21 protein-coding genes and 1 pseudogene are annotated in these 20,155 nt (G+C 53.2%); 7 read left to right on the top strand and 15 right to left on the bottom strand.

The genetic code is table 11. From position 1 onward, the window contains the following. A complete protein-coding gene (locus F0Q32_RS16490; protein ID WP_015962910.1) occupies window positions 1-393 on the bottom strand; it encodes a DoxX family protein in 393 nt (130 codons plus the stop codon). A 273-nt stretch (window positions 394-666) separates the two neighbouring features. On the opposite strand from F0Q32_RS16490, the pseudogene F0Q32_RS16485 reads away from it, so the two are divergent. Continuing rightward, a pseudogene (locus tag F0Q32_RS16485) lies at window positions 667-1,625 on the top strand (Rpn family recombination-promoting nuclease/putative transposase). Between the two features lie 39 nt (window positions 1,626-1,664). Here the strand turns inward: F0Q32_RS16485 and F0Q32_RS16480 are convergent. The 8 genes from F0Q32_RS16480 to exuT all read right to left on the bottom strand — a co-directional run bounded on the left by F0Q32_RS16480 (window position 1,665) and on the right by exuT (window position 6,741). Continuing rightward, window positions 1,665-1,946: a YqjK-like family protein gene (locus F0Q32_RS16480; protein ID WP_015962912.1), complete on the bottom strand. Its 282-nt coding sequence runs from the start codon at window positions 1,944-1,946 to the stop codon at window positions 1,665-1,667. After that, entirely contained in the window at window positions 1,939-2,337 is a 399-nt protein-coding gene (locus tag F0Q32_RS16475) for a phage holin family protein (protein WP_015962913.1), read from the bottom strand. The genes F0Q32_RS16480 and F0Q32_RS16475 overlap by 8 nt, the downstream gene beginning before the upstream one ends. Window positions 2,338-2,339: 2 nt before the next feature. Then, window positions 2,340-2,645: a YqjD family protein gene (locus F0Q32_RS16470; protein WP_015962914.1), complete on the bottom strand. Its 306-nt coding sequence runs from the start codon at window positions 2,643-2,645 to the stop codon at window positions 2,340-2,342. A 29-nt stretch (window positions 2,646-2,674) separates the two neighbouring features. Continuing rightward, entirely contained in the window at window positions 2,675-3,043 is a 369-nt protein-coding gene (locus tag F0Q32_RS16465) for a DUF1090 domain-containing protein (protein ID WP_149463940.1), read from the bottom strand. 135 nt (window positions 3,044-3,178) lie between these two features. Beyond that, window positions 3,179-3,562, bottom strand: coding sequence for an EnvZ/OmpR regulon moderator MzrA (mzrA, locus tag F0Q32_RS16460; RefSeq protein WP_149463939.1), 384 nt, complete (start codon window positions 3,560-3,562; stop codon window positions 3,179-3,181). Next, window positions 3,562-4,227 (bottom strand): DedA family general envelope maintenance protein YqjA, encoded by a 666-nt coding sequence (yqjA, locus tag F0Q32_RS16455; RefSeq protein WP_108475034.1) that lies wholly within the window; start codon window positions 4,225-4,227, stop codon window positions 3,562-3,564. Before yqjA ends, mzrA begins: the two co-directional genes overlap by 1 nt. A gap of 316 nt (window positions 4,228-4,543) precedes the next feature. Continuing rightward, entirely contained in the window at window positions 4,544-5,320 is a 777-nt protein-coding gene (gene exuR / locus F0Q32_RS16450; RefSeq protein ID WP_108475035.1) for a transcriptional regulator ExuR, read from the bottom strand. Window positions 5,321-5,445: 125 nt separating this feature from the next. Further along, window positions 5,446-6,741: a hexuronate transporter ExuT gene (gene exuT / locus F0Q32_RS16445; protein WP_149463938.1), complete on the bottom strand. Its 1,296-nt coding sequence runs from the start codon at window positions 6,739-6,741 to the stop codon at window positions 5,446-5,448. 459 nt (window positions 6,742-7,200) lie between these two features. Between exuT and uxaC the strand changes: the two genes are divergently transcribed. The 3 genes from uxaC to F0Q32_RS16430 all read left to right on the top strand — a co-directional run bounded on the left by uxaC (window position 7,201) and on the right by F0Q32_RS16430 (window position 10,750). Continuing rightward, window positions 7,201-8,613, top strand: coding sequence for a glucuronate isomerase (gene uxaC / locus F0Q32_RS16440; protein ID WP_149463937.1), 1,413 nt, complete (start codon window positions 7,201-7,203; stop codon window positions 8,611-8,613). Between the two features lie 14 nt (window positions 8,614-8,627). After that, complete coding sequence (locus F0Q32_RS16435) at window positions 8,628-10,115, top strand: UxaA family hydrolase (protein ID WP_149463936.1); 1,488 nt, start codon at window positions 8,628-8,630, stop codon at window positions 10,113-10,115. 83 nt (window positions 10,116-10,198) lie between these two features. Beyond that, window positions 10,199-10,750, top strand: coding sequence for a YgjV family protein (locus F0Q32_RS16430; RefSeq protein ID WP_149463935.1), 552 nt, complete (start codon window positions 10,199-10,201; stop codon window positions 10,748-10,750). A gap of 18 nt (window positions 10,751-10,768) precedes the next feature. Here F0Q32_RS16430 and sstT read toward each other — a convergent pair whose 3' ends face one another. From sstT to F0Q32_RS16405, 5 genes are all read right to left on the bottom strand, one after another. Further along, window positions 10,769-12,013 carry a serine/threonine transporter SstT gene (gene sstT / locus F0Q32_RS16425; protein WP_149463934.1) on the bottom strand — a complete coding sequence of 415 codons (1,245 nt, stop codon included), beginning with the start codon at window positions 12,011-12,013 and terminating at the stop codon, window positions 10,769-10,771. A 235-nt stretch (window positions 12,014-12,248) separates the two neighbouring features. Continuing rightward, the gene (locus tag F0Q32_RS16420; RefSeq protein ID WP_149463933.1) at window positions 12,249-13,217 is read right to left on the bottom strand and encodes a TerC family protein; all 969 of its coding nucleotides are present in this window, start codon (window positions 13,215-13,217) and stop codon (window positions 12,249-12,251) included. 286 nt (window positions 13,218-13,503) lie between these two features. Next, window positions 13,504-14,502 (bottom strand): Gfo/Idh/MocA family protein, encoded by a 999-nt coding sequence (locus tag F0Q32_RS16415; RefSeq protein WP_149463932.1) that lies wholly within the window; start codon window positions 14,500-14,502, stop codon window positions 13,504-13,506. Window positions 14,503-14,583: 81 nt separating this feature from the next. Then, entirely contained in the window at window positions 14,584-15,276 is a 693-nt protein-coding gene (locus F0Q32_RS16410; protein ID WP_149463931.1) for a vancomycin high temperature exclusion protein, read from the bottom strand. Between the two features lie 92 nt (window positions 15,277-15,368). Then, window positions 15,369-15,860 carry a M48 family metallopeptidase gene (locus tag F0Q32_RS16405; protein ID WP_149463930.1) on the bottom strand — a complete coding sequence of 164 codons (492 nt, stop codon included), beginning with the start codon at window positions 15,858-15,860 and terminating at the stop codon, window positions 15,369-15,371. An 83-nt stretch (window positions 15,861-15,943) separates the two neighbouring features. Between F0Q32_RS16405 and rlmG the strand changes: the two genes are divergently transcribed. From rlmG to F0Q32_RS16390, 3 genes are all read left to right on the top strand, one after another. Next, a complete protein-coding gene (gene rlmG / locus F0Q32_RS16400) occupies window positions 15,944-17,080 on the top strand; it encodes a 23S rRNA (guanine(1835)-N(2))-methyltransferase RlmG (RefSeq protein WP_149463929.1) in 1,137 nt (378 codons plus the stop codon). Window positions 17,081-17,291: 211 nt separating this feature from the next. Beyond that, the gene (locus F0Q32_RS16395; RefSeq protein ID WP_149463928.1) at window positions 17,292-17,606 is read left to right on the top strand and encodes a type II toxin-antitoxin system HigB family toxin; all 315 of its coding nucleotides are present in this window, start codon (window positions 17,292-17,294) and stop codon (window positions 17,604-17,606) included. Then, window positions 17,603-18,019, top strand: a complete 417-nt coding sequence (locus F0Q32_RS16390; protein WP_149463927.1) for a type II toxin-antitoxin system HigA family antitoxin — start codon at window positions 17,603-17,605, stop codon at window positions 18,017-18,019. Before F0Q32_RS16395 ends, F0Q32_RS16390 begins: the two co-directional genes overlap by 4 nt. A 56-nt stretch (window positions 18,020-18,075) precedes the next feature. Here F0Q32_RS16390 and F0Q32_RS16385 read toward each other — a convergent pair whose 3' ends face one another. After that, complete coding sequence (locus tag F0Q32_RS16385; RefSeq protein ID WP_149463926.1) at window positions 18,076-20,094, bottom strand: NADPH-dependent 2,4-dienoyl-CoA reductase; 2,019 nt, start codon at window positions 20,092-20,094, stop codon at window positions 18,076-18,078. Between the last annotated feature and the right edge of the window lie 61 nt (window positions 20,095-20,155).

The raw sequence follows: 20,155 nt of genomic DNA, 5'->3' as shown, positions 1-20,155 counted from the left end.
TTACCATTTTTTATTCAGCACGCGGTCGATGCTGAATGCGCCCGGGCCAGTGATGGCCAGCAGCAGGAAACCGCCCGCGATGGTGAGGTTTTTCATAAACATCAGCGAGTTTACGCCTTCCGCAAAGTTACTGTGGAACAGGAACGCGGTCAGGATGGTGAAGCCCGCAGTAAACAGTGCGGTGGTACGGGTCAGGAAACCAAACAGCACTGCCAGACCGCCGCCAAACTCAAGCAGGATAACCAGCGGCAGCATAAAGCCAGGGACGCCCATTGCTTCCATATATTGTTGGGTACCCGCATAACCGGTGATTTTGCCCCAACCTGCGGTAATAAACAGGATTGGCATCAGAATGCGCGCTACCAGTACACCAACATCTTCTAATTTTTTCATCTTATAACTCCAGGAAACCCATCGGGCGAACAATGTTATTTATTGTGCAAATACACGTTGATGCTGTGTGCCTGCTGTCGATGGAAAGAAGAATACCTGCGGCCTGGATCAATTGTTAGCAAGGAAAACTGTCGAATTGCTTCAAAAATTCTGAGTAATGCAATGCAAGTTGAATATTTTTGTCGAGGCTGCTCGGGGAGTGGTGAATTGCCTGCTGACGGCGAGGTTTATCGGCAGGATACTCAACGCAGGACACTTATTGGACAGGATGTCATGACTGAGACAACGACCCCGACACCGCATGATGCTGTTTTTAAAACGTTCATGACCCACCCGGAAACCGCTCGCGACTTTCTGTCGACGCCCCTTTACGTGCGCAGTGCGACCTGTCGACGCTGCAGCTGGAATCGAGCAGCTTTATCGATGAGGAGCTGAAGGAAACGCACTCCGATGTGCTGTGGTCTGTGAATACGGCGCAGGGGAAAGGGTATGTCTATGCGCTGGTTGAGCATCAAAGCACGGCCCAGAAGAACATGACCTTTCGCCTGATGTACTATGCCTTTTCCGCGATGCATCGCCATCTCAAAAACGTCGATAACCAGTTGCCTTTGGTTATCCCGATTCTGTTTTATCATGGCGAACGCAGCCCTTATCCCTATTCCATGCGCTGGTGGGAAGCGTTTAGTCATCCGGCACTGGCGAAACAGCTCTATTTTGAGGCGCTGCCGCTGGTGGATATCACGGTGCTGTCAGACGATGAGATCGCCACGCATCGGCGAATGGCGGTGCTGGAATTTCTACAAAAGCATATTCGCCGCCGCGATCTTCTTGAGCTCACCGATGCGCTGGCAAGGCTTTTAGCGCCAGGTTACACTACCCAAAGCCAGTTCGATGCGATGATGAGCTATATCGCGCAGGCCGGCCATTCCGCCAGTCTGTTCGTCTTTTTTCGCCGGCTGGCGCGTAAGGTACCTCAACATAAGGAGACGTTGATGACGATTGCGGAGTGGATGGAAAAAGAGCGGGAAAAAGGGATCGATTTTGGCCGTCGGTTAGGGATGAACAAAGGGCGTCGCGAAGGTTTTAGTAAAGGGCTCGATAAGGGTTTTGATAGGGGCGAACGCAACGCCAAACGCCAAATCGCCCAGGCATTATTAGCCACCGGCATCGACGTGGCGATTATCGCCAAAACCACCGGCCTGGCTGTTGCCGAGATAGAAGCGCTCGCCTAAAAACAAGGCCCGGCATGGTATACCGGGCCCTGTGTCAGATTAACGCAGCGTATTTTTCACCAGCCGCCAGGCACTCCAGACGCTGAATCCGCGTCGTGCCCAGCGCACCAGCCTGTTCGGCTGACGCAAACCCCAGACGGCGAACACACCGCTCCCCGCCAGCGCCCAGGTCCGCAGGCTGAGCAGCATCGCCCATTTACGGTCATAGACGTGGGTGAGTTCCAGCCAGTCGCGTCGGCCCGCACTTAAGTCCAGCCGCTGTTGCTGAATCTGGCTCAGCAAATACGCCTTACGCGCCTCACGCTCCTTTCGGTTACTCACGATCGTCCTCCAGCAGCGCCCGGTCGTTGGCCAGTTCGTGACGTGTGTGACGCAGCAGGGTTGAGCGTCGCACTTTACGTAACGTCCAAAGGCCGCCGATTAACGCCAGCACCAGTAAGGTGACGGTGGTACCAATCATCACGTTCAGCCGATATTGTGGATCGACTGCCCAGATAATCAGGACCAGCAGGCTCATCAGACCGAAAGCGGCAAACAGCAGGGTTAAGCCAACCAGCAGTAATAGCTGGAAGATGTTGGCTTTCTCTTCTTCCAGCTCCACCACCGCAAGGCGCACCCGCGTCTCAACCATCTGCACCAGTACGGTTACCAGACGTTGGCCGATGCCGAGGATGTTTTTCCCCGGGCCTTGTGTGTGTTGATAATCCGCCATTATTAGCGACGCGTCAGCAGTACGCCCAGCACCAGACCCACCGCTGCGCCAATTCCTACACCGGTCCACGGATTTTCACGTACGTAACCATCGGCACGCGCCGCGGCTTCGCGGGTTTGTTTGGCCAGTGCATCGCTGGTTTCACCCAGACGATGGCGGCTCTCTTTCAGTGCGCTTTCCGCTTTGCTGCGCAGCTTACTTATCTCTTCTTTAGACTTATCAGAGGAGCTATTCAGTACTTCTTCCAGGGTGTCAGCCAGTGATTTCAGTTCCGCGCGCAGATTATCTGCATTGGTATCTTTAGACATGATGCTCTCCTGTTTGAATGTCCATGTGCTTAGTACTGGCGAGACTCCAGTTCTTTAAGCTCGTGCTGAGATTCCGCGAGTTTACGCTCGCGCTTGCTAATTTTATCCGCATCGCCTTTTTGCTTTGCTTCCTGCAGGTCACGCTGACGTTCAGCGATCTCTTCTTTCTGCTCGGCAATTTTTTCCTGATGGTCGGCGCGTAGCTTACTGTCGGAACAGTGTGCTTTGACCTCACTTAACGCTTTTTTCAGGCCATTTATACGGTTTTGATTGTTATGCTTTTCGGCATAGCTTATCTCACGCTGGATGTCCTGTTCTTTCTCCTGACAGAGCGTGGTCGCGCTAGCGCCAGCAGTAAGGGACAGAAGAGCGATGGTCAGTGCGATGCGGTATTTCATGTAAGAAACCTTCCATTGTGTTAAGTACATCAGGAATGTACGGGTTCCAGTAATGTGGGGTGATAGGTTACGCCCACTTACTTAAGCATAGTTAGAAAAATGGGAAATCACCAAAGCCAGTGATTAGATACAGAATTATCCAAAGCGATGCGGCGTGTCGCGCAACAGCGAAAGCCAGGTGGAGGCATCGCGATCGTCATCCTGCTGGGCGATGATGTACTCGTGCGGCAGCGTGCTGTCGAGCACCTTTTTGGCCGCGGCGCTTTGCGCGCTGGACTCAAATTTAATGAGTAGAGCATCCTTTTGCGGCGTAATACTTTTGAACTGAATGCCGTTAGCATCCAGATGATGCCAGATGGAGAAGCCATCCGGCATGCTGGCGCCCTGATTGAGCGGGCGAATTGCCAGCGTGGATTCTTTCTGCTGTAACGTCGCGCAGAGCCAGAGAATGGCGCAAAACAGCAGTAATGCGCCAAGGCTCAGGGTAAATCGACGTAGCGTGACCTGTTTAAGCCCCATTATGAGCTCCGGTTGCCGTATTTTTTCTTCCACAGAACAACCAGCGACCCTACCAGGCCAATAATCAACAACGCTACCGGCAACAGCATCAGACAGGACATCAACGCATCTTCATACTTCAGGAATACCGGCGTTTTGCCAAGCAGGTACCCCAGCGAAGTCAGGATAAGCACCCACAGCAGGCCGCTCATCCAGTTAAAGAACTGGAAGCGCGCATTGCTCAGCCCGGATATCCCGGCGATGGTTGGCAGAAGGGTACGTACGAAAGCGATGAAACGGCCAATCAGCAACGCAGAGAGCCCATGTTTATGGAACAGATGATGCGCGCGTTGGTGATAGTGGGCCGGAAGATGCGAAAGCCAGTTCTGCACAATGCGCGTATTCCCCAGCCATCGCCCCTGAATGTAACTGAGCCAGCAGCCCAGACTTGCGGCGGTGGTAAGCAAAAGAATGGTTTGTGGGAAACCCAGCGCGCCTTTGGCAATCAGAACGCCAATCAGCACCAGCAGGCTATCGCCTGGCAAGAAGGCGGCAGGTAACAGCCCGTTCTCAAGGAACAGGATCATAAACAAGACGAAGTAGAGCATGCCAATCATGGACGGATTCGACAGGGTTTCGAAATCCTGGCTCCATAACGCATTTAATAACTGGGATAATAGTTCCATTCACGATTCCTGGTACAACGATTAACGTAACGCCTGAACGCACTGCGACATTGTTTATATTTTAATCGGTCGCGGTAAACACATCCGTGTTAATGGCGAAGTAAGCAATTGCTAACTCACAGAACGACAAAATGCATCTAATTGTAACAAACGCCTGAGTTTTACGTCACAGATTTTGCAGTTTGTTGAGGTTTGATTTTGCGTGTTGTGTGGGGGAGAGGCGAGGGTATTTACAAAGGCTGACACTATATATGTTTTGCTTACCCACATTAAACGTCAGGCCAGTCTGAAGACTGGCCTGAGAAGGGATAGACGATTATTTGGTGCCGTTGGCGGCCGTGTCGAGATGCACAACCGGGTTCTCAGCGAACAGGTAGCGATCGGCATTAAATTCGAAGTCATCGCTGGTTTCGTTGAACAACATCAGCTTGGTGTTTTCGAGATGCTGCCACATCGCCAGTTTGGCAGCATGTGGGTCTTTGCGTATCAACGCTTTCAGGATTTGGTCATGGTCATCGCACCAGTTATCGACCGTACGCGCATCAATATGTTCATGCAGTTTTTTCCAGTACGGGTTATGGCTACGCTGGGTCCACATTTTCTCGACGATGGCGGCAAGGGCGGTATTCTGCGTGGCTAGCGCGACCTGAATGTGGAATTGCAAATCCCATTCGGAGTCGCGGAAACACTTCTCGTTGCGCGCTTTGTCCTGGATCTCCATCAGCTTCATGATGTCCTGCTTGGTCACCTGGGTAGCGGCAAACTCGGCAATATTACTTTCAATGAGCTGACGGGCCTGGAGCAGCTCGAATGGGCCGTAATTGGCGAATTCCATGGATTCGTCAGGCGCCTGCTGATGGCGTGGCGTATTGGAAATAACATGGATGCCGGAGCCTTTGCGCACTTCAACGTAGCCTTCGACTTCCAGCATGATAATGGCTTCACGAACCACTGTACGGCTCACGCATTTTTCGTCAGCAATAAAGCGCTCGGCAGGCAGTTTGTCGCCCACGAGATAAACGCCTTGCTCAATGCGCTCTTTCAGCTCAGCGGCAAGTTGCTGATATAAACGACGTGCGTCAGTGATTTCCATATTCTCTCCAGGCAGGGTACGGCAGATTAGATTTGTTATACCACTTTTACGAGGATCTAACCATAACGCCGCATGAAAAAGCCGCCATAATCGGCGGCTTTTGCTACAGGTTTAACACTCTCAAACTAGCTTTGCGTGGCCGGTTGGTGCGTTTCTTGCTCAACCTCTTCAGCCGGTTTGTTTTTCAATACCGTCCAGATGACCAATGCACCCAGCAGGTCGAAGATGGCCAATACCGCGAACAGCGGGCTGAAGCCGATGGTATCTGCCAGCGCACCGACCACCAGGGCGAACAGAGTACTTGCCAGCCAGGCGGACATCCCGGTCAGGCCGTTAGCCGTGGCCACTTCGTTACGACCGAATACGTCAGAAGAGAGCGTAATCAGCGCGCCTGACAGTGCCTGGTGAGCAAAGCCACCGATGCACAGCAGGCCGATTGCAACATACGGGCTGGTGAACAGACCAATCATACCTGGGCCAATCATCAGCAGGGCGCCCAGGGTGACAACCATTTTACGGGAAACAATCAGATTCACGCCAAACCAGCGCTGGAACAGCGGCGGCAGGTAACCCCCCACGATACAACCCAGGTCAGCAAACAGCATTGGCATCCAGGCGAACATGGCGATTTCTTTCAGGTTAAAGCCATACACTTTAAACATGAACAGCGGGATCCAGGCATTGAAAGTACCCCAGGCAGGCTCTGCCAGGAAACGTGGCAGGGCGATACCCCAGAACTGACGGTTACGCAGAATCTGACCCACGGACATTTTCTTCGCCGTACCGACCTGGTGCTGGGCTTCCTGGCCGTTAATGATGTAGTCGCGTTCTTCGTCGGTCAGTTTTTTCTGGTCACGCGGGTGTTTGTAGAAGATAAGCCATGCCATCGCCCAGGCGAAGCTCAGCACACCGGAGATAATAAATGCCATCTGCCAGCTGTGCATGACGATTGCCCATACCACCAACGGAGGCGCAATCATCGCACCGATTGAAGAACCGACGTTGAAGTAACCGACCGCGATAGAACGCTCTTTCGCCGGGAACCATTCGGAGCTCGCTTTCAGGCCAGCCGGGATCATCGCAGCTTCTGCCGCACCGACCGCACCACGCGCCAACGCCAGCCCACCCCAGCTACCTGCTAATGCGGTTGCGCCGCAGAAGACAGCCCAGGCAACGGCGAAGAAGGCGTAACCAATTTTGGTGCCCAAAATATCCAGCACATAACCGGCAACAGGCTGCATTACCGTATAGGCCGCGGAGTAAGCGGCAATGATATAGGAGTATTGCTGTGTAGAAATGTGCAGCTCTTCCATCAGTGTTGGAGCAGCGGCTGCAACGGTATTACGCGTCAGGTAGCCCAGCACGGTGCCCAGCGTCACCAGTGCGATCATGTACCAACGTAATCCTTTAATTTTACGCATGTAAACCTCATCGTGTCGTTATTCCGCATCTTCATACGGTCTTCATCCAGTACTACGGGAGGATGTCTCAATCGAGGGGCTTACCGGGAGAACCCGGCACGACCCGAACCTTGCCTTCGTACTTGTGCTTAATTCGGTATCCGTACCGTAAGTCAGGTGTATCTTTCACCAACAATGCATTCCGTCGGCTTATGTTTGACGGGGTGCACAATAACTTGTCATACAACTTTAAAAGGTGAATGCTGTCACAAAAGAGGTATTTTACGTGTGGGTATAGGTGGTAGGGCTTGAAGTCAGTCGTGGCGCGGCTTAGGTCGCTTTTTTTAGTTTTTTAATGTCATTTTTTGTCAATTTTTATTGATCTAACTCACGAAAAAATCTTCGGCTTGACGAAATTGGTGTGATAACTTTGTCTGCATTACAGATAAACATCTGACCACTCGTGAGAGGAAGACGATAATGACCCCGTTTATGACTGAAGATTTTCTGTTAGATACCGAATTTGCCCGCCGTCTGTACCACGACTACGCAAAAGATCAGCCGATTTTTGACTATCATTGCCACCTGCCGCCGCAGCAGATTGCTGAAAACTACCGTTTCAACAACCTGTATGACATCTGGCTCAAAGGCGATCACTATAAGTGGCGCGCCATGCGTACAAACGGCGTCGCTGAGCGTCTGTGCACCGGTGATGCCTCTGACCGTGAAAAATTTGATGCGTGGGCGGCGACCGTGCCACACACCATTGGCAACCCGTTATACCACTGGACGCACCTTGAACTGCGCCGTCCGTTTGGCATCACCGGCAAACTGCTTTCGCCGTCTACCGCGGACGAAATCTGGAATGAATGCAACGAACTGCTGGCGCAGGACACGTTCTCCGCGCGTGGCATCATGCAGCAGATGAACGTGAAAATGGTCGGCACCACCGATGACCCGATCGACTCGCTGGAACATCATGCGACCGTTGCCCAGGACAGCACTTTCTCCATCAAAGTCCTGCCGAGCTGGCGTCCGGATAAAGCGTTCAACATTGAGCAGGCCACCTTCAACGACTACATGGCGAAACTGGGTGAAGTGTCTGACACCGATATCCGTCGTTTCACCGATCTGCAAACCGCGCTGACCAAACGTCTGGACCACTTCGCCGCGCACGGCTGTAAAGTGTCTGACCACGCGCTGGATGTGGTCATGTTCGCCGAAGCGAGTGAAGCCGAGCTGGATAGCATCCTGGCGCGTCGTCTGGCGGGTGAAACCCTGAACGAGCATGAAGTCGCCCAGTTCAAAACGGCAGTACTGGTCTTCCTCGGCGCAGAATACGCCCGTCGCGAATGGGTACAGCAGTATCACATTGGTGCGCTGCGTAATAACAACCTGCGTCAGTTCAAACTGCTGGGCGCGGACGTCGGTTTCGACTCCATCAATGACCGTCCGATGGCGGAAGAGCTCTCCAAACTGCTGAGCAAACAGAACGAACAGAATCTGTTGCCGAAAACGATCCTGTACTGTCTGAACCCGCGCGATAACGAAGTGCTGGGCACCATGATCGGTAACTTCCAGGGCGAAGGGATGCCGGGCAAAATGCAGTTTGGTTCCGGCTGGTGGTTCAACGACCAGAAAGACGGCATGGAACGTCAGATGACTCAGCTCGCACAGTTGGGCCTGCTGAGCCGTTTCGTTGGCATGCTGACCGATAGCCGCAGCTTCCTGTCGTATACCCGTCACGAATACTTCCGTCGCATCCTGTGCCAGATGATTGGCCGCTGGGTGGCCGCGGGCGAAGCGCCGGCGGATATCAACCTGCTGGGCGAGATGGTGAAAAACATTTGCTTTAACAATGCGCGTGACTACTTCGCCATTGAACTGAACTAAGGTCCGGGGTTGATATGCAATACATCAAGATCCATGCGCTGGATAACGTTGCGGTAGCATTAGCGGATTTGGCTGAAGGCACGGAAGTTTCGGTCGACAACCAGACGGTAACGCTCCGTCAGGCGGTAGCGCGTGGGCATAAATTCACGTTGTGCTCTATCGCCAAAGGTGAAAACGTCATTAAGTATGGTTTACCGATTGGCCATGCGCTGGTAGATATTGCGGCAGGTGAACATATTCACTCGCACAATACGCGTACCAATCTGAGCGATCTGGATACGTATAGCTATCAACCCGATTTCCAGCCTGAAGCGGCGCAACCGGCAGATCGCGATATCAACATTTATCGTCGCGCTAACGGTGACGTTGGGGTGCGTAACGAAATCTGGATCCTGCCGACTGTGGGCTGTGTTAACGGCATCGCGCGTCAGATCCAGACTCGCTTCCTGAAAGAGACCAATGACGCCGAAGGTACCGATGGCGTGCATCTCTTCAGCCACACCTACGGCTGCTCTCAACTGGGCGACGACCATATTAATACCCGCACCATGCTGCAAAACATGGTGCGTCACCCTAACGCGGGCGCGGTGCTGGTGATTGGCCTGGGTTGTGAGAACAATCAGGTCGATGCCTTCCGCGAAACGCTGGGTGACTTTGATGCCGACCGCGTTCACTTTATGATTTGCCAACACCAGGACGATGAAGTGGAAGCGGGGATTGAGCATCTCCATCAGTTGTACAATGTGATGCGTAATGATAAGCGCGTACCGGGCAAGCTGAGCGAGCTGAAGTTTGGTCTCGAGTGCGGCGGTTCCGACGGCCTCTCCGGGATCACCGCCAACCCAATGCTGGGTCGCTTCTCCGACTACGTGATTGCCAACGGCGGCACTACCGTGCTGACCGAAGTGCCGGAAATGTTTGGCGCGGAACAGCTCCTGATGAGCCACTGCCGTGACGAAGCCACGTTTGAGAAACTGGTCACCATGGTCAATGACTTCAAGCAGTACTTCATTGCCCATGATCAGCCTATCTACGAGAATCCATCACCGGGTAACAAAGCCGGTGGCATCACCACGCTGGAAGATAAATCGCTGGGTTGCACGCAAAAAGCGGGCTCCAGCCAGGTGGTGGACGTGCTGCGCTACGGCGAGCGTCTGAAAACGCCTGGCCTGAACCTGCTGAGCGCGCCGGGTAACGACGCGGTTGCGACCAGTGCACTGGCGGGAGCGGGCTGTCATATGGTGCTGTTCAGCACCGGTCGCGGCACGCCGTACGGCGGTTTTGTGCCGACGGTGAAAATTGCCACCAACAGTGAACTGGCGGCGAAGAAAAAACACTGGATCGACTTCGACGCGGGTCAGCTGATTCATGGCAAAGCGATGCCGCAGTTGCTGAACGAGTTTGTTGATGTGATTGTCGATTTTGCTAACGGCAAACCAACCTGCAATGAGCGCAACGATTTCCGTGAACTGGCGATCTTTAAGAGCGGTGTCACATTGTAATAAAAATGTGATCTGATACGATAAAACGGCGTTTCACTTCCTGAAACGCCGTTTTTTTTATGGTGTTCACTAAGGACTTCTCCATGACTGCGTATTGGCTCGCCCAGGGCGTAGGTGTACTCGCGTTTATCATCGGTATCACCACCTTCATCAACCGCGATGAACGGCGCTTCAAGTTTCAGCTCTCCCTCTACAGTGCGACGATTGGTGTGCATTTCTTTCTGATGGGAGCAATTCCGGCGGGAATGAGTGCGGAGCTTAACGTTATCCGTACCATTATTTCAGTGTACACCCGCCGCATCTGGGTAATGTTTGTGTTTATTGCCCTGACGCTTATCCTCGGGTTAAGCAAGCTGCATCACGCGATGGAACTGCTGCCGATTGCGGGTACGGTGGCCAGTACGTGGGCGCTGTTTCGTTGCAAAGGGTTATCGGTGCGCTGCGTAATGTGGTGCTCAACGGCCTGCTGGGTTATCCATAACTTCTGGCTTGGCTCAATTGGCGGCACGATGATTGAGGGGAGTTTTCTGGTAATGAATGGACTGAATATTATCCGTTTCTGGCGCATGCAGCGTCGTGGTATAGACCCGTTCAATGTTGAGAAGAAAACACAGGAAGAAAGCCCCTCCGCCTGACGGCGAAGGGGGAAAACATTAACTACGCAGCGCGTTTTTAGCCAGACGCTCGTCTTCTGCGATGCAGGCCGCAGCCGTAAACAAGACGTCGGTAGAGGAGTTCAGCGCCGTTTCACAGGAGTCCTGCAGCACGCCGATGATGAAGCCGACGGCGACCACCTGCATGGCGATATCGTTGGGAATACCGAACATATTACAGGCCAGCGGAATGAGCAGCAGTGAACCGCCCGCCACGCCGGATGCCCCACAGGCGCACAATGAGGCGACGACGCTCAGCAGCAGCGCCGTGGGCAAATCAACCGGAATACCCAGGGTGCTGACCGCCGCCAGAGTAAGTACCGTGATAGTGATTGCCGCCCCGGCCATATTGATGGTGGCTCCCAGCGGAATAGAAACAGAATAGGTGTCTTTATCCAGATTCAGTTTTTCACACAGCGCCATATTAACCGGAATGTTGGCCGCAGAACTGCGGGTAAAGAACGCATAGACACCACTTTCACGCAGGCACATTAGCACCAACGGGAAAGGGTTACGGCGGATTTTCCACCACACCAGCAGCGGGTTAATGATCAGAGCGACCAGCAACATGCAGCCTACCAGAACCAGCAACAACTGCGCATATCCCCAAAGCGTTTCGAAGCCGGTCGTCGCCAGGGTGGAGGCCACCAGGCCAAAGATACCGATTGGCGCAAAGCTAATCACCAGCTTCACCATAAATGTCACAGCATTTGAGAAATCATTGACCAGGTTTTTGGTGGATTCATTACCATGGCGAAGCGCGAAACCCAGGCCCACAGCCCACACCAGAATACCGATATAGTTAGCGTTAAGCAGCGCGTGAATAGGGTTAGCGACTACGCTCATCAGTAAACCCCGCATCACTTCAACGATGCCTGAAGGCGGTACGATATCAGTGGCTGAACTGGAGAGATGCAGCGTTGAGGGGAAGAGGAAACTGAAGACAACAGCGGTAAGCGCCGCGCTGAATGTGCCTAACAGATAAAGGAATAATATTGGGCGAATGCTGGTTTTTTGCCCCTGCTGATGGTTGGCGATAGAGGCCATGACCAGCATAAGTACCAGCACCGGGGCGACCGCTTTCAGAGCACCGACGAACAGCGTACCCAGAAGGCCAACGGCGATAGCCGCGGGTTTAGAAACCCATGCCAGCAAAATACCGAGAACCAACCCGACGAGAATTTTTTTTACCAGACTACCCTGAGTGAACCTGCGGAGTAATCCGCTTGTTGGTTGCGTTGTCATTTCTGTTTCCTTGAGCGTGTTGTGGCTGCCATTCTGACGTACTCTGGAGGTACTCTTTGTCAGAATGTAACAAATGTTTGCACAGTCGAGTATAAAGAAACGGCGGCCGGGGGGAAGTGCAAAATACTGGTTTTTTATCGCGGATCTTATTTTTTAACTATCTATAAACAATATTTTGACATTGATAGAAAACTCAGGGGGACAACCCCGGTGAAGAATTCACCGGGGCCACCTCTTATTTTGTCTCCAGCTTTTTATCGTTCTGGTGGTTGACCCAGGCATTGATCAACAGCGTCAGTACCAGAATACCGCCTACGACCCCAAGGGAAATCGCGATCGGGATATGGTAGAAATCGACAATCAGCATCTTGATACCGATAAACACCAGGATCACCGCCAGGCCATATTTAAGCATCGAGAAGCGCTCTGCCACGCCGGCCAGCAGGAAGTACATTGCGCGCAGGCCGAGGATTGCAAACAGGTTAGAGGTCAGTACGATAAACGGATCGGTAGTGACCGCGAAGATCGCCGGAATGCTGTCGACGGCGAAAATAATGTCGCTGAACTCGACAAGAATCAGCACCAGCAACAGCGGCGTGGCGTAGACAACGCCTTTTTGACGCACAAAGAAGTGCTCGCTCTCTATCTTATCGGTCATGCGCAGATGACCGCGCAGCCAGCGCACCAGCGGTTTATCGCCGATGCCGCTCTCATCTTCTTTCGCCAGCGCCATTTTGATGCCGGTGAAGAGCAGGAACGCGCCGAACACATACAGCAGCCATTCAAACTGGGTAATCAGCCAGCTTCCGGCGAAGATCATGATTGTACGCAGCACGATCGCGCCTAATACGCCATAAACCAGTACGCGGCGTTGCAGCGCTGCCGGAACCGAGAAGTAGCTGAACAGCATCAACCAGACGAAGACGTTATCGACGGCCAGCGATTTCTCAATCAGATAACCGGTAAGGAAGGCGAGCGCCTGCGGATCGGCCACCGCGCGACCCTGTGTCTCAGCCAGATACCACCAGAAGGCAGCGTTGAACAACAACGAGAGCGTGACCCAGACGATAGACCAGGCCGCAGCCTGTTTCATGGTCATGGCGTTAGCGCCGCGTCGGCCCTGCAACATCAGGTCGATGGCTAACATGATCACGACGACGACAGCGAATCCGCCCCACAGCAACGGTGTGCCGACACTATTCATAGATATTTTCCTTACGCATAAAAAAATGGCTAACGTCGGAAGACGTCAGCCGCTGCTTTTTTATGCATAGACCTCGCCTTCCGGCAAGGTCTCACTTACAACAAAAAGTATGTACTTCAAACGGTTGCCCGAAGGTGCATACGTTTTATTGCCCGGCGACCGGATATGGTTTTTCACATATCGTAATGACGATCCACCGGCAAGGAAGTTACTCCCCTTTGCGGGTTACAAAATATTACAGGCCATCGACGACGTCAATGACCTGTAACATCCGTTTTACATAGCTTTACGCAGGCACCTGCTCGCTAACGTCATCCGCAGGGAAAGTGACGCCAGTCTGGCGGCGAATCTCCGTTTGCAGTTTCGCTGTTGTACGGCTGACAGCAAGCCCCGGATGATTCACTTCATTGGTTTCGACCAGACGGGCAAAGACCTCTGCTTCATACAGCATAGTATTAATATGCTGAGGCTGAGTGAGATCCTGCGCTTTGCCGCCGCGCGGCACGAAGGTGACTTTCTGGCATTCGGAAATCTTCTCAATGACCAGCGAACCCTCTTCGCCCTGGATTTCGCTCGGCAGCACCGAGTCACTCACTTTTGAGTGCTGAAGGGTAACGCTGAAATCGCCATAATCGAGCACCACCAGACCGTGCGCATCTACGCCGCTTTCCAGCAGGCTCGCGGATGCCTGCACGCCGTGTGGCTCGCCCCACAGCGCGACCGCTGAGGCCAGGCAATAAAAACCGATATCCATAATCGAACCGTTAGAGAACGCCGGATTAAAGGTATTTGGGTTTTCACCGTCGAGATAGCGCTGATAACGGGAAGAGTACTGGCAGTAGTTGATAAGCGCTTTACGCACCTTACCCACTTTGCTTAACGACTGCTGTAAAAGCAGGAAATTTGGCAGGCTGGCAGTTTTAAACGCTTCAAACAGCACCACCTGATTTTCGCGCGCGGTTTCAATCGCGGCTTCCACTTCGCGCAGGTTTGACGCCAGCGGCTTCTCACAAATCACGTGCTTTTTATGGCGTAAGAAAAGCTGCGTTTGCGGGAAATGGAATGAATTCGGGCTGGCGATATACACCGCATCAATGGCATCGCTTTGCGCCATCGCTTCAAGTGAAGTAAAGAGATGCTCGACGGGGTAATCGTTGGCGAAGGTTTGGGCCTGCTCAAGGCTGCGGGAGTAGATAGCGGTGAGCTTATATTTGCCGGTCTCGTGGGCGGCATCGACAAACTGTTTGGTTATCCAGTTTGTACCAATGACTGCGAAACGTATCATAGACGCTGACGTGCTCCATAAAAGGGGATCTTCCTTCAATGTAGCACGCGGGCGTGACAAATTGAGTGCGCGGTAACGCACTTATTTCGTGGCGGGGCAACCATGCTCGCTGTTTGGGCCAATCACCACCGTGGGGCCGAGATATTTGGGTTGCCTGTGAAAGATTTGGGCATCAATCAGTGCGCTGACGCGGGCGAGTTTTTCCCGCAGGCGCGTGTACGTTCCACGCTTATTCTCCAGGTCTGGCGCGTTAAAGCCTATAGCATCGATGCTATATTGCTTCGCCAGCCAGATGGCGCGCTGATTATGAAATTCCTGCGAGATAATCGTAATGTTATTTTCGCCAAAGACTTTATTGGTACGCACGACCGAGTCGAGGGTAGAGAAACCGGCGTAGTCACAGAAGATAGCACTGGCGGGGACGCCTTTGGCGATCAACGCCTGCTGCATGCCGGAAGATTCATCGTAATTTTTACGGCCATTATCGCCGCTCACCAGCAGCCATTTCACTTTTCCAGCATGAAATAATGCCGCTGCCGCGTTAATCCGCCGGGCGAAGTAATTGTTGCCCGGTTTGGCGCCTAACAGCAGGCCAACATTACGCGCGGGTATTGCATCGACGTCATTCCATGTCAGTTGCTGGCTTGCTTTGACTATCTCCCGGTTGGCGAAAAAAATCATAGCAATAGCCGCAAAAAGCAGAAAACAGACGAACCTGAACATGCGTCGAGAACAAAGAAGGCGACGGAGAAAACGGGCTGAAACGCGAAGCATTGATCGTTATCCTTAACGAAAGCGGGGGAACATGGATTGTAGACGTTAGTGGATAAATTCATAACGATCGACGATCGAATTCAGATTTTGTCTTAACCCAATGACATTTGTGTCAGCCACAGCCGGGTATCAAACTCCAGCTGGTGGTACTGCGGTTCCATATGACAGCACAACTGATAAAACGCTTTGTCGTGCTCTTTCTCTTTCAGGTGCGCTAATTCATGCACCACAATCATGCGCAGAAACGGCTCTGGCGCATGGCGAAAAACGGTGGCGACGCGAATTTCCGCTTTGGCTTTCAGCTTTCCGCCCTGAACGCGCGAAACGGCGGTATGAAGCCCTAACGCATTTTTCAGAACATGGATTTTGTTGTCGTACATCACCTTGTTAATCGGCGGCGCATTACGCAGAAACTGACTTTTCAGATCCTGCGTGTACTGCCAGAGGGCTTTATCCGTCGCAAAATCATGCGTTCCCGGGTAGCGTTTCTCCAGTACCTCACCTAAACGCTGTTCGGCGATAAGCGTGCGCACTTGTGCCAGCAGGTGTTCCGGGTAGCCCTGGAGATAAGTTAGTTGCGTCATCACAGCCCCAAATCGGATTAAAAAGTGTATACTCACGCACCCTTTTCAGGGATAACGCCAAATTTTACCATTCTGGAGGGCCGATGAGCCACATAGACAACGGTTTCCGTTCACTGAATCTGAAACGTTTCCCGGAGACGGACGACGTCAACCCGCTACAGGCGTGGGAAGCGGCGGATGAGTATCTGCTGCAGCAGTTGGACGACACCGAAATCAACGGCCCGGTCCTGATCTTCAATGACAGCTTCGGTGCACTGAGCTGCGCGCTGGCGGAGCATAAGCCGTACAGCATTGGTGACTCTTACGTCAGCGAGCTGGGCACGCGCGAAAACCTGCGCCATAACGACATTGACGAATCCAGCGTCAGATTCCTCGACAGCACTGCTGAATATCCGTCTGCGCCTGACGTCGTGCTGATTAAAATCCCAAAAACGCTGGCGCTGCTTGAGCAGCAACTGCGCGCACTGCGCGAGGTTATTACGCCGCAAACGCGTATTATCGGCGGTGCGAAAGCGCGTGATATTCACAACTCCACGCTGGCGCTGTTCGAGAAAATCCTCGGCACGACTACCACCACGCTTGCGTGGAAGAAAGCGCGTCTGATCAACTGCACTTTCACTAAACCGGAGCTGGCAGACGAATCGCAGATCCTGAGCTGGCCGCTGGAAGGCACCTCGTGGACCATTCATAACCACGCGAACGTCTTCTCACGTACCGGGCTGGATATTGGCGCGCGCTTCTTTATGGAACATCTGCCGGGAGACCTGGAAGGTGAGATTGTTGATCTCGGCTGCGGTAACGGCGTGATTGGCCTGACGTTGCTGGAGAAAAATCCAGAAGCAACGGTAGTGTTTGTGGATGAATCACCGATGGCGGTGGCCTCCAGCCGCCTTAACGTTGAAAGCAACCTGCCGGACGCCATCGATCGTTGTGAATTTATGATCAACAACGCGCTTTCCGGCGTCGAACCGTTCCGCTTCAACGCGGTACTGTGCAACCCGCCGTTCCATCAGCAGCATGCGCTGACTGATAACGTGGCATGGGAGATGTTCCACCATGCGCGTCGTTGCCTGAAAATTAACGGCGAACTGTATATTGTGGCTAACCGTCACCTCGACTACTTCCATAAGCTGAAGAAGATTTTCGGCAACTGCACCACTATCGCCACCAACAGCAAGTTTGTGGTGCTGAAAGCGGTGAAACTGGGGCGTCGCCGTTAAGGCGAATCCCTCACGCCGGCCCTCTCCCACTGGGAGAGGGAGAAATCCACCACTTCTGGAAGCGTGCGCGCATTATTAAAATTCTACCTCTCCCTTCCCTTATATCGCTCCATTTGACGTGTATTCTCACTTCGCCTTAATGATGTAACGTATTGCCAATTTGGCAACATGCGTTATGATATTGCCAATTTGTCAACGGAGTTGATGAAGAATGCACCTGATAACACAAAAAGCATTGAAAGATGCGGCCGAAAAATTTCCGCAGCATGCAATGGAGATCCTTGCGCTGGGAAGGGTGGTTTCAAAAGGATACTTCAGGACGCCTGAGGCACTAAAGGGGCTTTTTCCCACTCTGGATAATTTTAAATATCTGGATAAACATTATGTTATCGACATTGGCCGGAACGAATTACGCGTTATTGTGATGATTTTTTTTGATTCACAGAAGTTCTATGTTCGGCATGTCTTCACGCATAAAGAGTACGATAGGTTTACAGCAGAGCATCGAGGAAGGGGAAAAAGATGATGGTCATTTCTGAAGTACTGAAGGCAGGTGAAAAGCTGACACAAGCCGCCCCTTTTTTGGCCGGCATCCAGAACGACGAGCAATATAGGGAAGCGCTCATGTTGATCGAACATCTGTTGCTTAACGATCCTGATAATCCACTCGTTGATCTGGTTTGCGCAAAAATCACGGCCTGGGAGACATCCGCACCAGAGTTTGCTGAATTTAATGCAAGGCTTGAAGCGACGCCTGCAGGCATTGCGGTAATACGTACGTTAATGGATCAGTACGAATTAACGTTATCCGATCTTCCAGAAATCGGCAGCAAATCAATGGTATCCCGGGTTCTCAACGGACAGCGAAAGCTAACTCTTGAACACGCGAAAAAGCTGGCGGCCCGTTTTGGTATTTCACCGGCGTTGTTCATTGATTAAGGTGCCGCTGCCTTAACATCACGCACATTCGGTTCCTCTCCCTGCGGGAGAGGTTGTCAAATCTCCAGCGCCAGCCGCGTTCCCTGCGCAATCGCCCGCCGCGCATCCAGCTCCATCGCCACATCGCAGCCGCCGATCAAATGCACGGTTTTCCCGCTTTCCGCCAGCGGTTGCGCCAAGGCGCGCTGCGGATCCTGTCCGGCGCAGATCACCACATGATCGACCTTTAACACCTGCGCTTCACCGCCAATCGTGATATGTAACCCTTCATCGTCGATCTTCTGGTAACTCACCGCCGGGATCATCTTCACGCCGCGCGACAGCAGCGTTGCCCGGTGGATCCAGCCGGTGGTTTTGCCGAGCCCATCACCGGGTTTACTGGCTTTACGCTGGAGCATGACAATTTTTCGCGGGCTCTTCTGCAGCATCGCACCTTCCGGTCGAAGGCCGCCCGGTTGTTGCAGCGTGGTATCGATGCCCCATTCCTGGCAAAACTCATCAATATTTTGACTGGTCGAAATGCCTGGCTGGCTTAAATACATCGCGGTATCAAAGCCAATGCCACCGCAGCCGATAATCGCCACCGAATTTCCCACCGGCACTTTATCGCGCAGCACCTGGAGGTAGGTCAGCACGTTGGGATGGTCGATCCCGTCAATTGCGGGCATGCGCGGGACGATCCCGCAGGCGAGGATCGTTTCGTCAAATGCCTGCAGATGATCCGCTGTGACCCGATGATTCAGTTTGAGCGTTACGCCCGTGACGTCGATCATCCGGCGGTAGTAGCGCAGTGTTTCATAAAATTCTTCTTTGCCGGGGATCTGTTTGGCGATATTAAACTGCCCGCCAATTTCGCTATGTGCATCAAACAGTGTGACCTGATGCCCGCGCGCGGCGGCGTTAATGGCAAACGCCAGCCCGGCCGGGCCCGCGCCGACGACGGCGAGGTTCTTCTTATTCAGCGCCGGAACGATCGGCATTTTTGTTTCGTGACAGGCGCGGGGGTTCACCAGGCAGGAGGTGACTTTGCCCATGAAGATCTGATCGAGACACGCCTGATTGCAGCCAATACAGGTGTTAATCTCATCGGCGCGGCCCGCCTGTGCTTTTGACAGCAGTTCAGCATCAGCGAGGAACGGGCGCGCCATCGATACCATGTCGGCATCACCACGCGCCAGAATATCCTCCGCGACGCCGGGATCGTTGATGCGGTTGGTGGTCACCAGCGGGATCGAGACATGGCCTTTGAGCTTGCGGGTCACCCAACTGAATGCGCCGCGCGGCACCGGCGTGGCGATGGTAGGGATCCGCGCTTCGTGCCAGCCAATACCGGTATTAATGATCGTCGCCCCCGCTGCTTCAATGGCCTGCGCCAGTTGTACGGTCTCATCGAATGCGCCGCCGTCTTCCACCAGGTCCAGCATTGAGAGGCGAAATATGATAATGAAATCTTTCCCCACGCGTTCGCGTACCGCACGAACCACTTCCACGGCAAAGCGCATCCGGCGCGGATAGTCCCCGCCCCATTCGTCATCGCGATGATTGGTACGCGCCGCCAGAAATTCGTTAATCAGGTAGCCTTCTGAACCCATCACTTCCACGCCGTCATACCCGGCTTCCCGCGCCAGTTGGGCACAACGGGCGAAGTCGTCAATCAACACGAGAATTTCGTCGTGCGTTAACGCATGCGGCGTAAAGCGGTTGATGGGGGCCTGAATGGCCGAGGGCGCCACCAGATGCGGCTGATAGCTGTAGCGCCCGGTGTGCAGAATTTGCAGGGCGATTTTGCCGCCTTCCTGATGAACGGCATCTGTCACCTGTCGATGATGTGGCAACTGGCTGGCGTCGCTCAGAACTGCGCCCCCCTCCATGCCGACACCGGAAAGCGCAGGGGCGACTCCGCCGGTGACAATCAGCGCTACGCCGTGACGTGCACGTTCGGCATAGAAAGCCGCCAGGCGCTCCGCGCCATCCGTATGTTCTTCCAGCCCGGTGTGCATCGAGCCCATCAGGACGCGGTTTTTTAGCGTGGTAAAGCCCAAATCCAGCGGGGCGAACAGTGACGGATAGCTCATAAGGTTGTCCAGTATGTAAAATTATTGTTATGTGGTCGGATGAGTTTAATTTAGCCGTCGG

This window comes from Pseudocitrobacter sp. 73 (assembly GCF_008369545.1).
GTDB lineage: Bacteria > Pseudomonadota > Gammaproteobacteria > Enterobacterales > Enterobacteriaceae > Pseudocitrobacter > Pseudocitrobacter vendiensis.
Note: the sequence above shows the minus strand (reverse complement) of the source record. Positions and strands in the feature narration are given on the sequence as shown.

What these genes read in the sequence shown, in the direction of transcription:
- F0Q32_RS16490 (WP_015962910.1), bottom strand. Translation starts at nt 393, where the DNA reads ATGAAAAAATTAGAAGATGTTGGTGTACTGGTAGCGCGCATTCTGATG.
- F0Q32_RS16475 (WP_015962913.1), bottom strand. Translation starts at nt 2,337, where the DNA reads ATGGCGGATTATCAACACACACAAGGCCCGGGGAAAAACATCCTCGGC.
- F0Q32_RS16470 (WP_015962914.1), bottom strand. Translation starts at nt 2,645, where the DNA reads ATGTCTAAAGATACCAATGCAGATAATCTGCGCGCGGAACTGAAATCA.
- F0Q32_RS16465 (WP_149463940.1), bottom strand. Translation starts at nt 3,043, where the DNA reads ATGAAATACCGCATCGCACTGACCATCGCTCTTCTGTCCCTTACTGCT.
- mzrA (WP_149463939.1), bottom strand. Translation starts at nt 3,562, where the DNA reads ATGGGGCTTAAACAGGTCACGCTACGTCGATTTACCCTGAGCCTTGGC.
- yqjA (WP_108475034.1), bottom strand. Translation starts at nt 4,227, where the DNA reads ATGGAACTATTATCCCAGTTATTAAATGCGTTATGGAGCCAGGATTTC.
- exuR (WP_108475035.1), bottom strand. Translation starts at nt 5,320, where the DNA reads ATGGAAATCACTGACGCACGTCGTTTATATCAGCAACTTGCCGCTGAG.
- exuT (WP_149463938.1), bottom strand. Translation starts at nt 6,741, where the DNA reads ATGCGTAAAATTAAAGGATTACGTTGGTACATGATCGCACTGGTGACG.
- uxaC (WP_149463937.1), top strand. Translation starts at nt 7,201, where the DNA reads ATGACCCCGTTTATGACTGAAGATTTTCTGTTAGATACCGAATTTGCC.
- F0Q32_RS16435 (WP_149463936.1), top strand. Translation starts at nt 8,628, where the DNA reads ATGCAATACATCAAGATCCATGCGCTGGATAACGTTGCGGTAGCATTA.
- F0Q32_RS16430 (WP_149463935.1), top strand. Translation starts at nt 10,199, where the DNA reads ATGACTGCGTATTGGCTCGCCCAGGGCGTAGGTGTACTCGCGTTTATC.
- sstT (WP_149463934.1), bottom strand. Translation starts at nt 12,013, where the DNA reads ATGACAACGCAACCAACAAGCGGATTACTCCGCAGGTTCACTCAGGGT.
- F0Q32_RS16420 (WP_149463933.1), bottom strand. Translation starts at nt 13,217, where the DNA reads ATGAATAGTGTCGGCACACCGTTGCTGTGGGGCGGATTCGCTGTCGTC.
- F0Q32_RS16415 (WP_149463932.1), bottom strand. Translation starts at nt 14,502, where the DNA reads ATGATACGTTTCGCAGTCATTGGTACAAACTGGATAACCAAACAGTTT.
- F0Q32_RS16410 (WP_149463931.1), bottom strand. Translation starts at nt 15,276, where the DNA reads ATGCTTCGCGTTTCAGCCCGTTTTCTCCGTCGCCTTCTTTGTTCTCGA.
- F0Q32_RS16405 (WP_149463930.1), bottom strand. Translation starts at nt 15,860, where the DNA reads ATGACGCAACTAACTTATCTCCAGGGCTACCCGGAACACCTGCTGGCA.
- rlmG (WP_149463929.1), top strand. Translation starts at nt 15,944, where the DNA reads ATGAGCCACATAGACAACGGTTTCCGTTCACTGAATCTGAAACGTTTC.
- F0Q32_RS16395 (WP_149463928.1), top strand. Translation starts at nt 17,292, where the DNA reads ATGCACCTGATAACACAAAAAGCATTGAAAGATGCGGCCGAAAAATTT.
- F0Q32_RS16390 (WP_149463927.1), top strand. Translation starts at nt 17,603, where the DNA reads ATGATGGTCATTTCTGAAGTACTGAAGGCAGGTGAAAAGCTGACACAA.
- F0Q32_RS16385 (WP_149463926.1), bottom strand. Translation starts at nt 20,094, where the DNA reads ATGAGCTATCCGTCACTGTTCGCCCCGCTGGATTTGGGCTTTACCACG.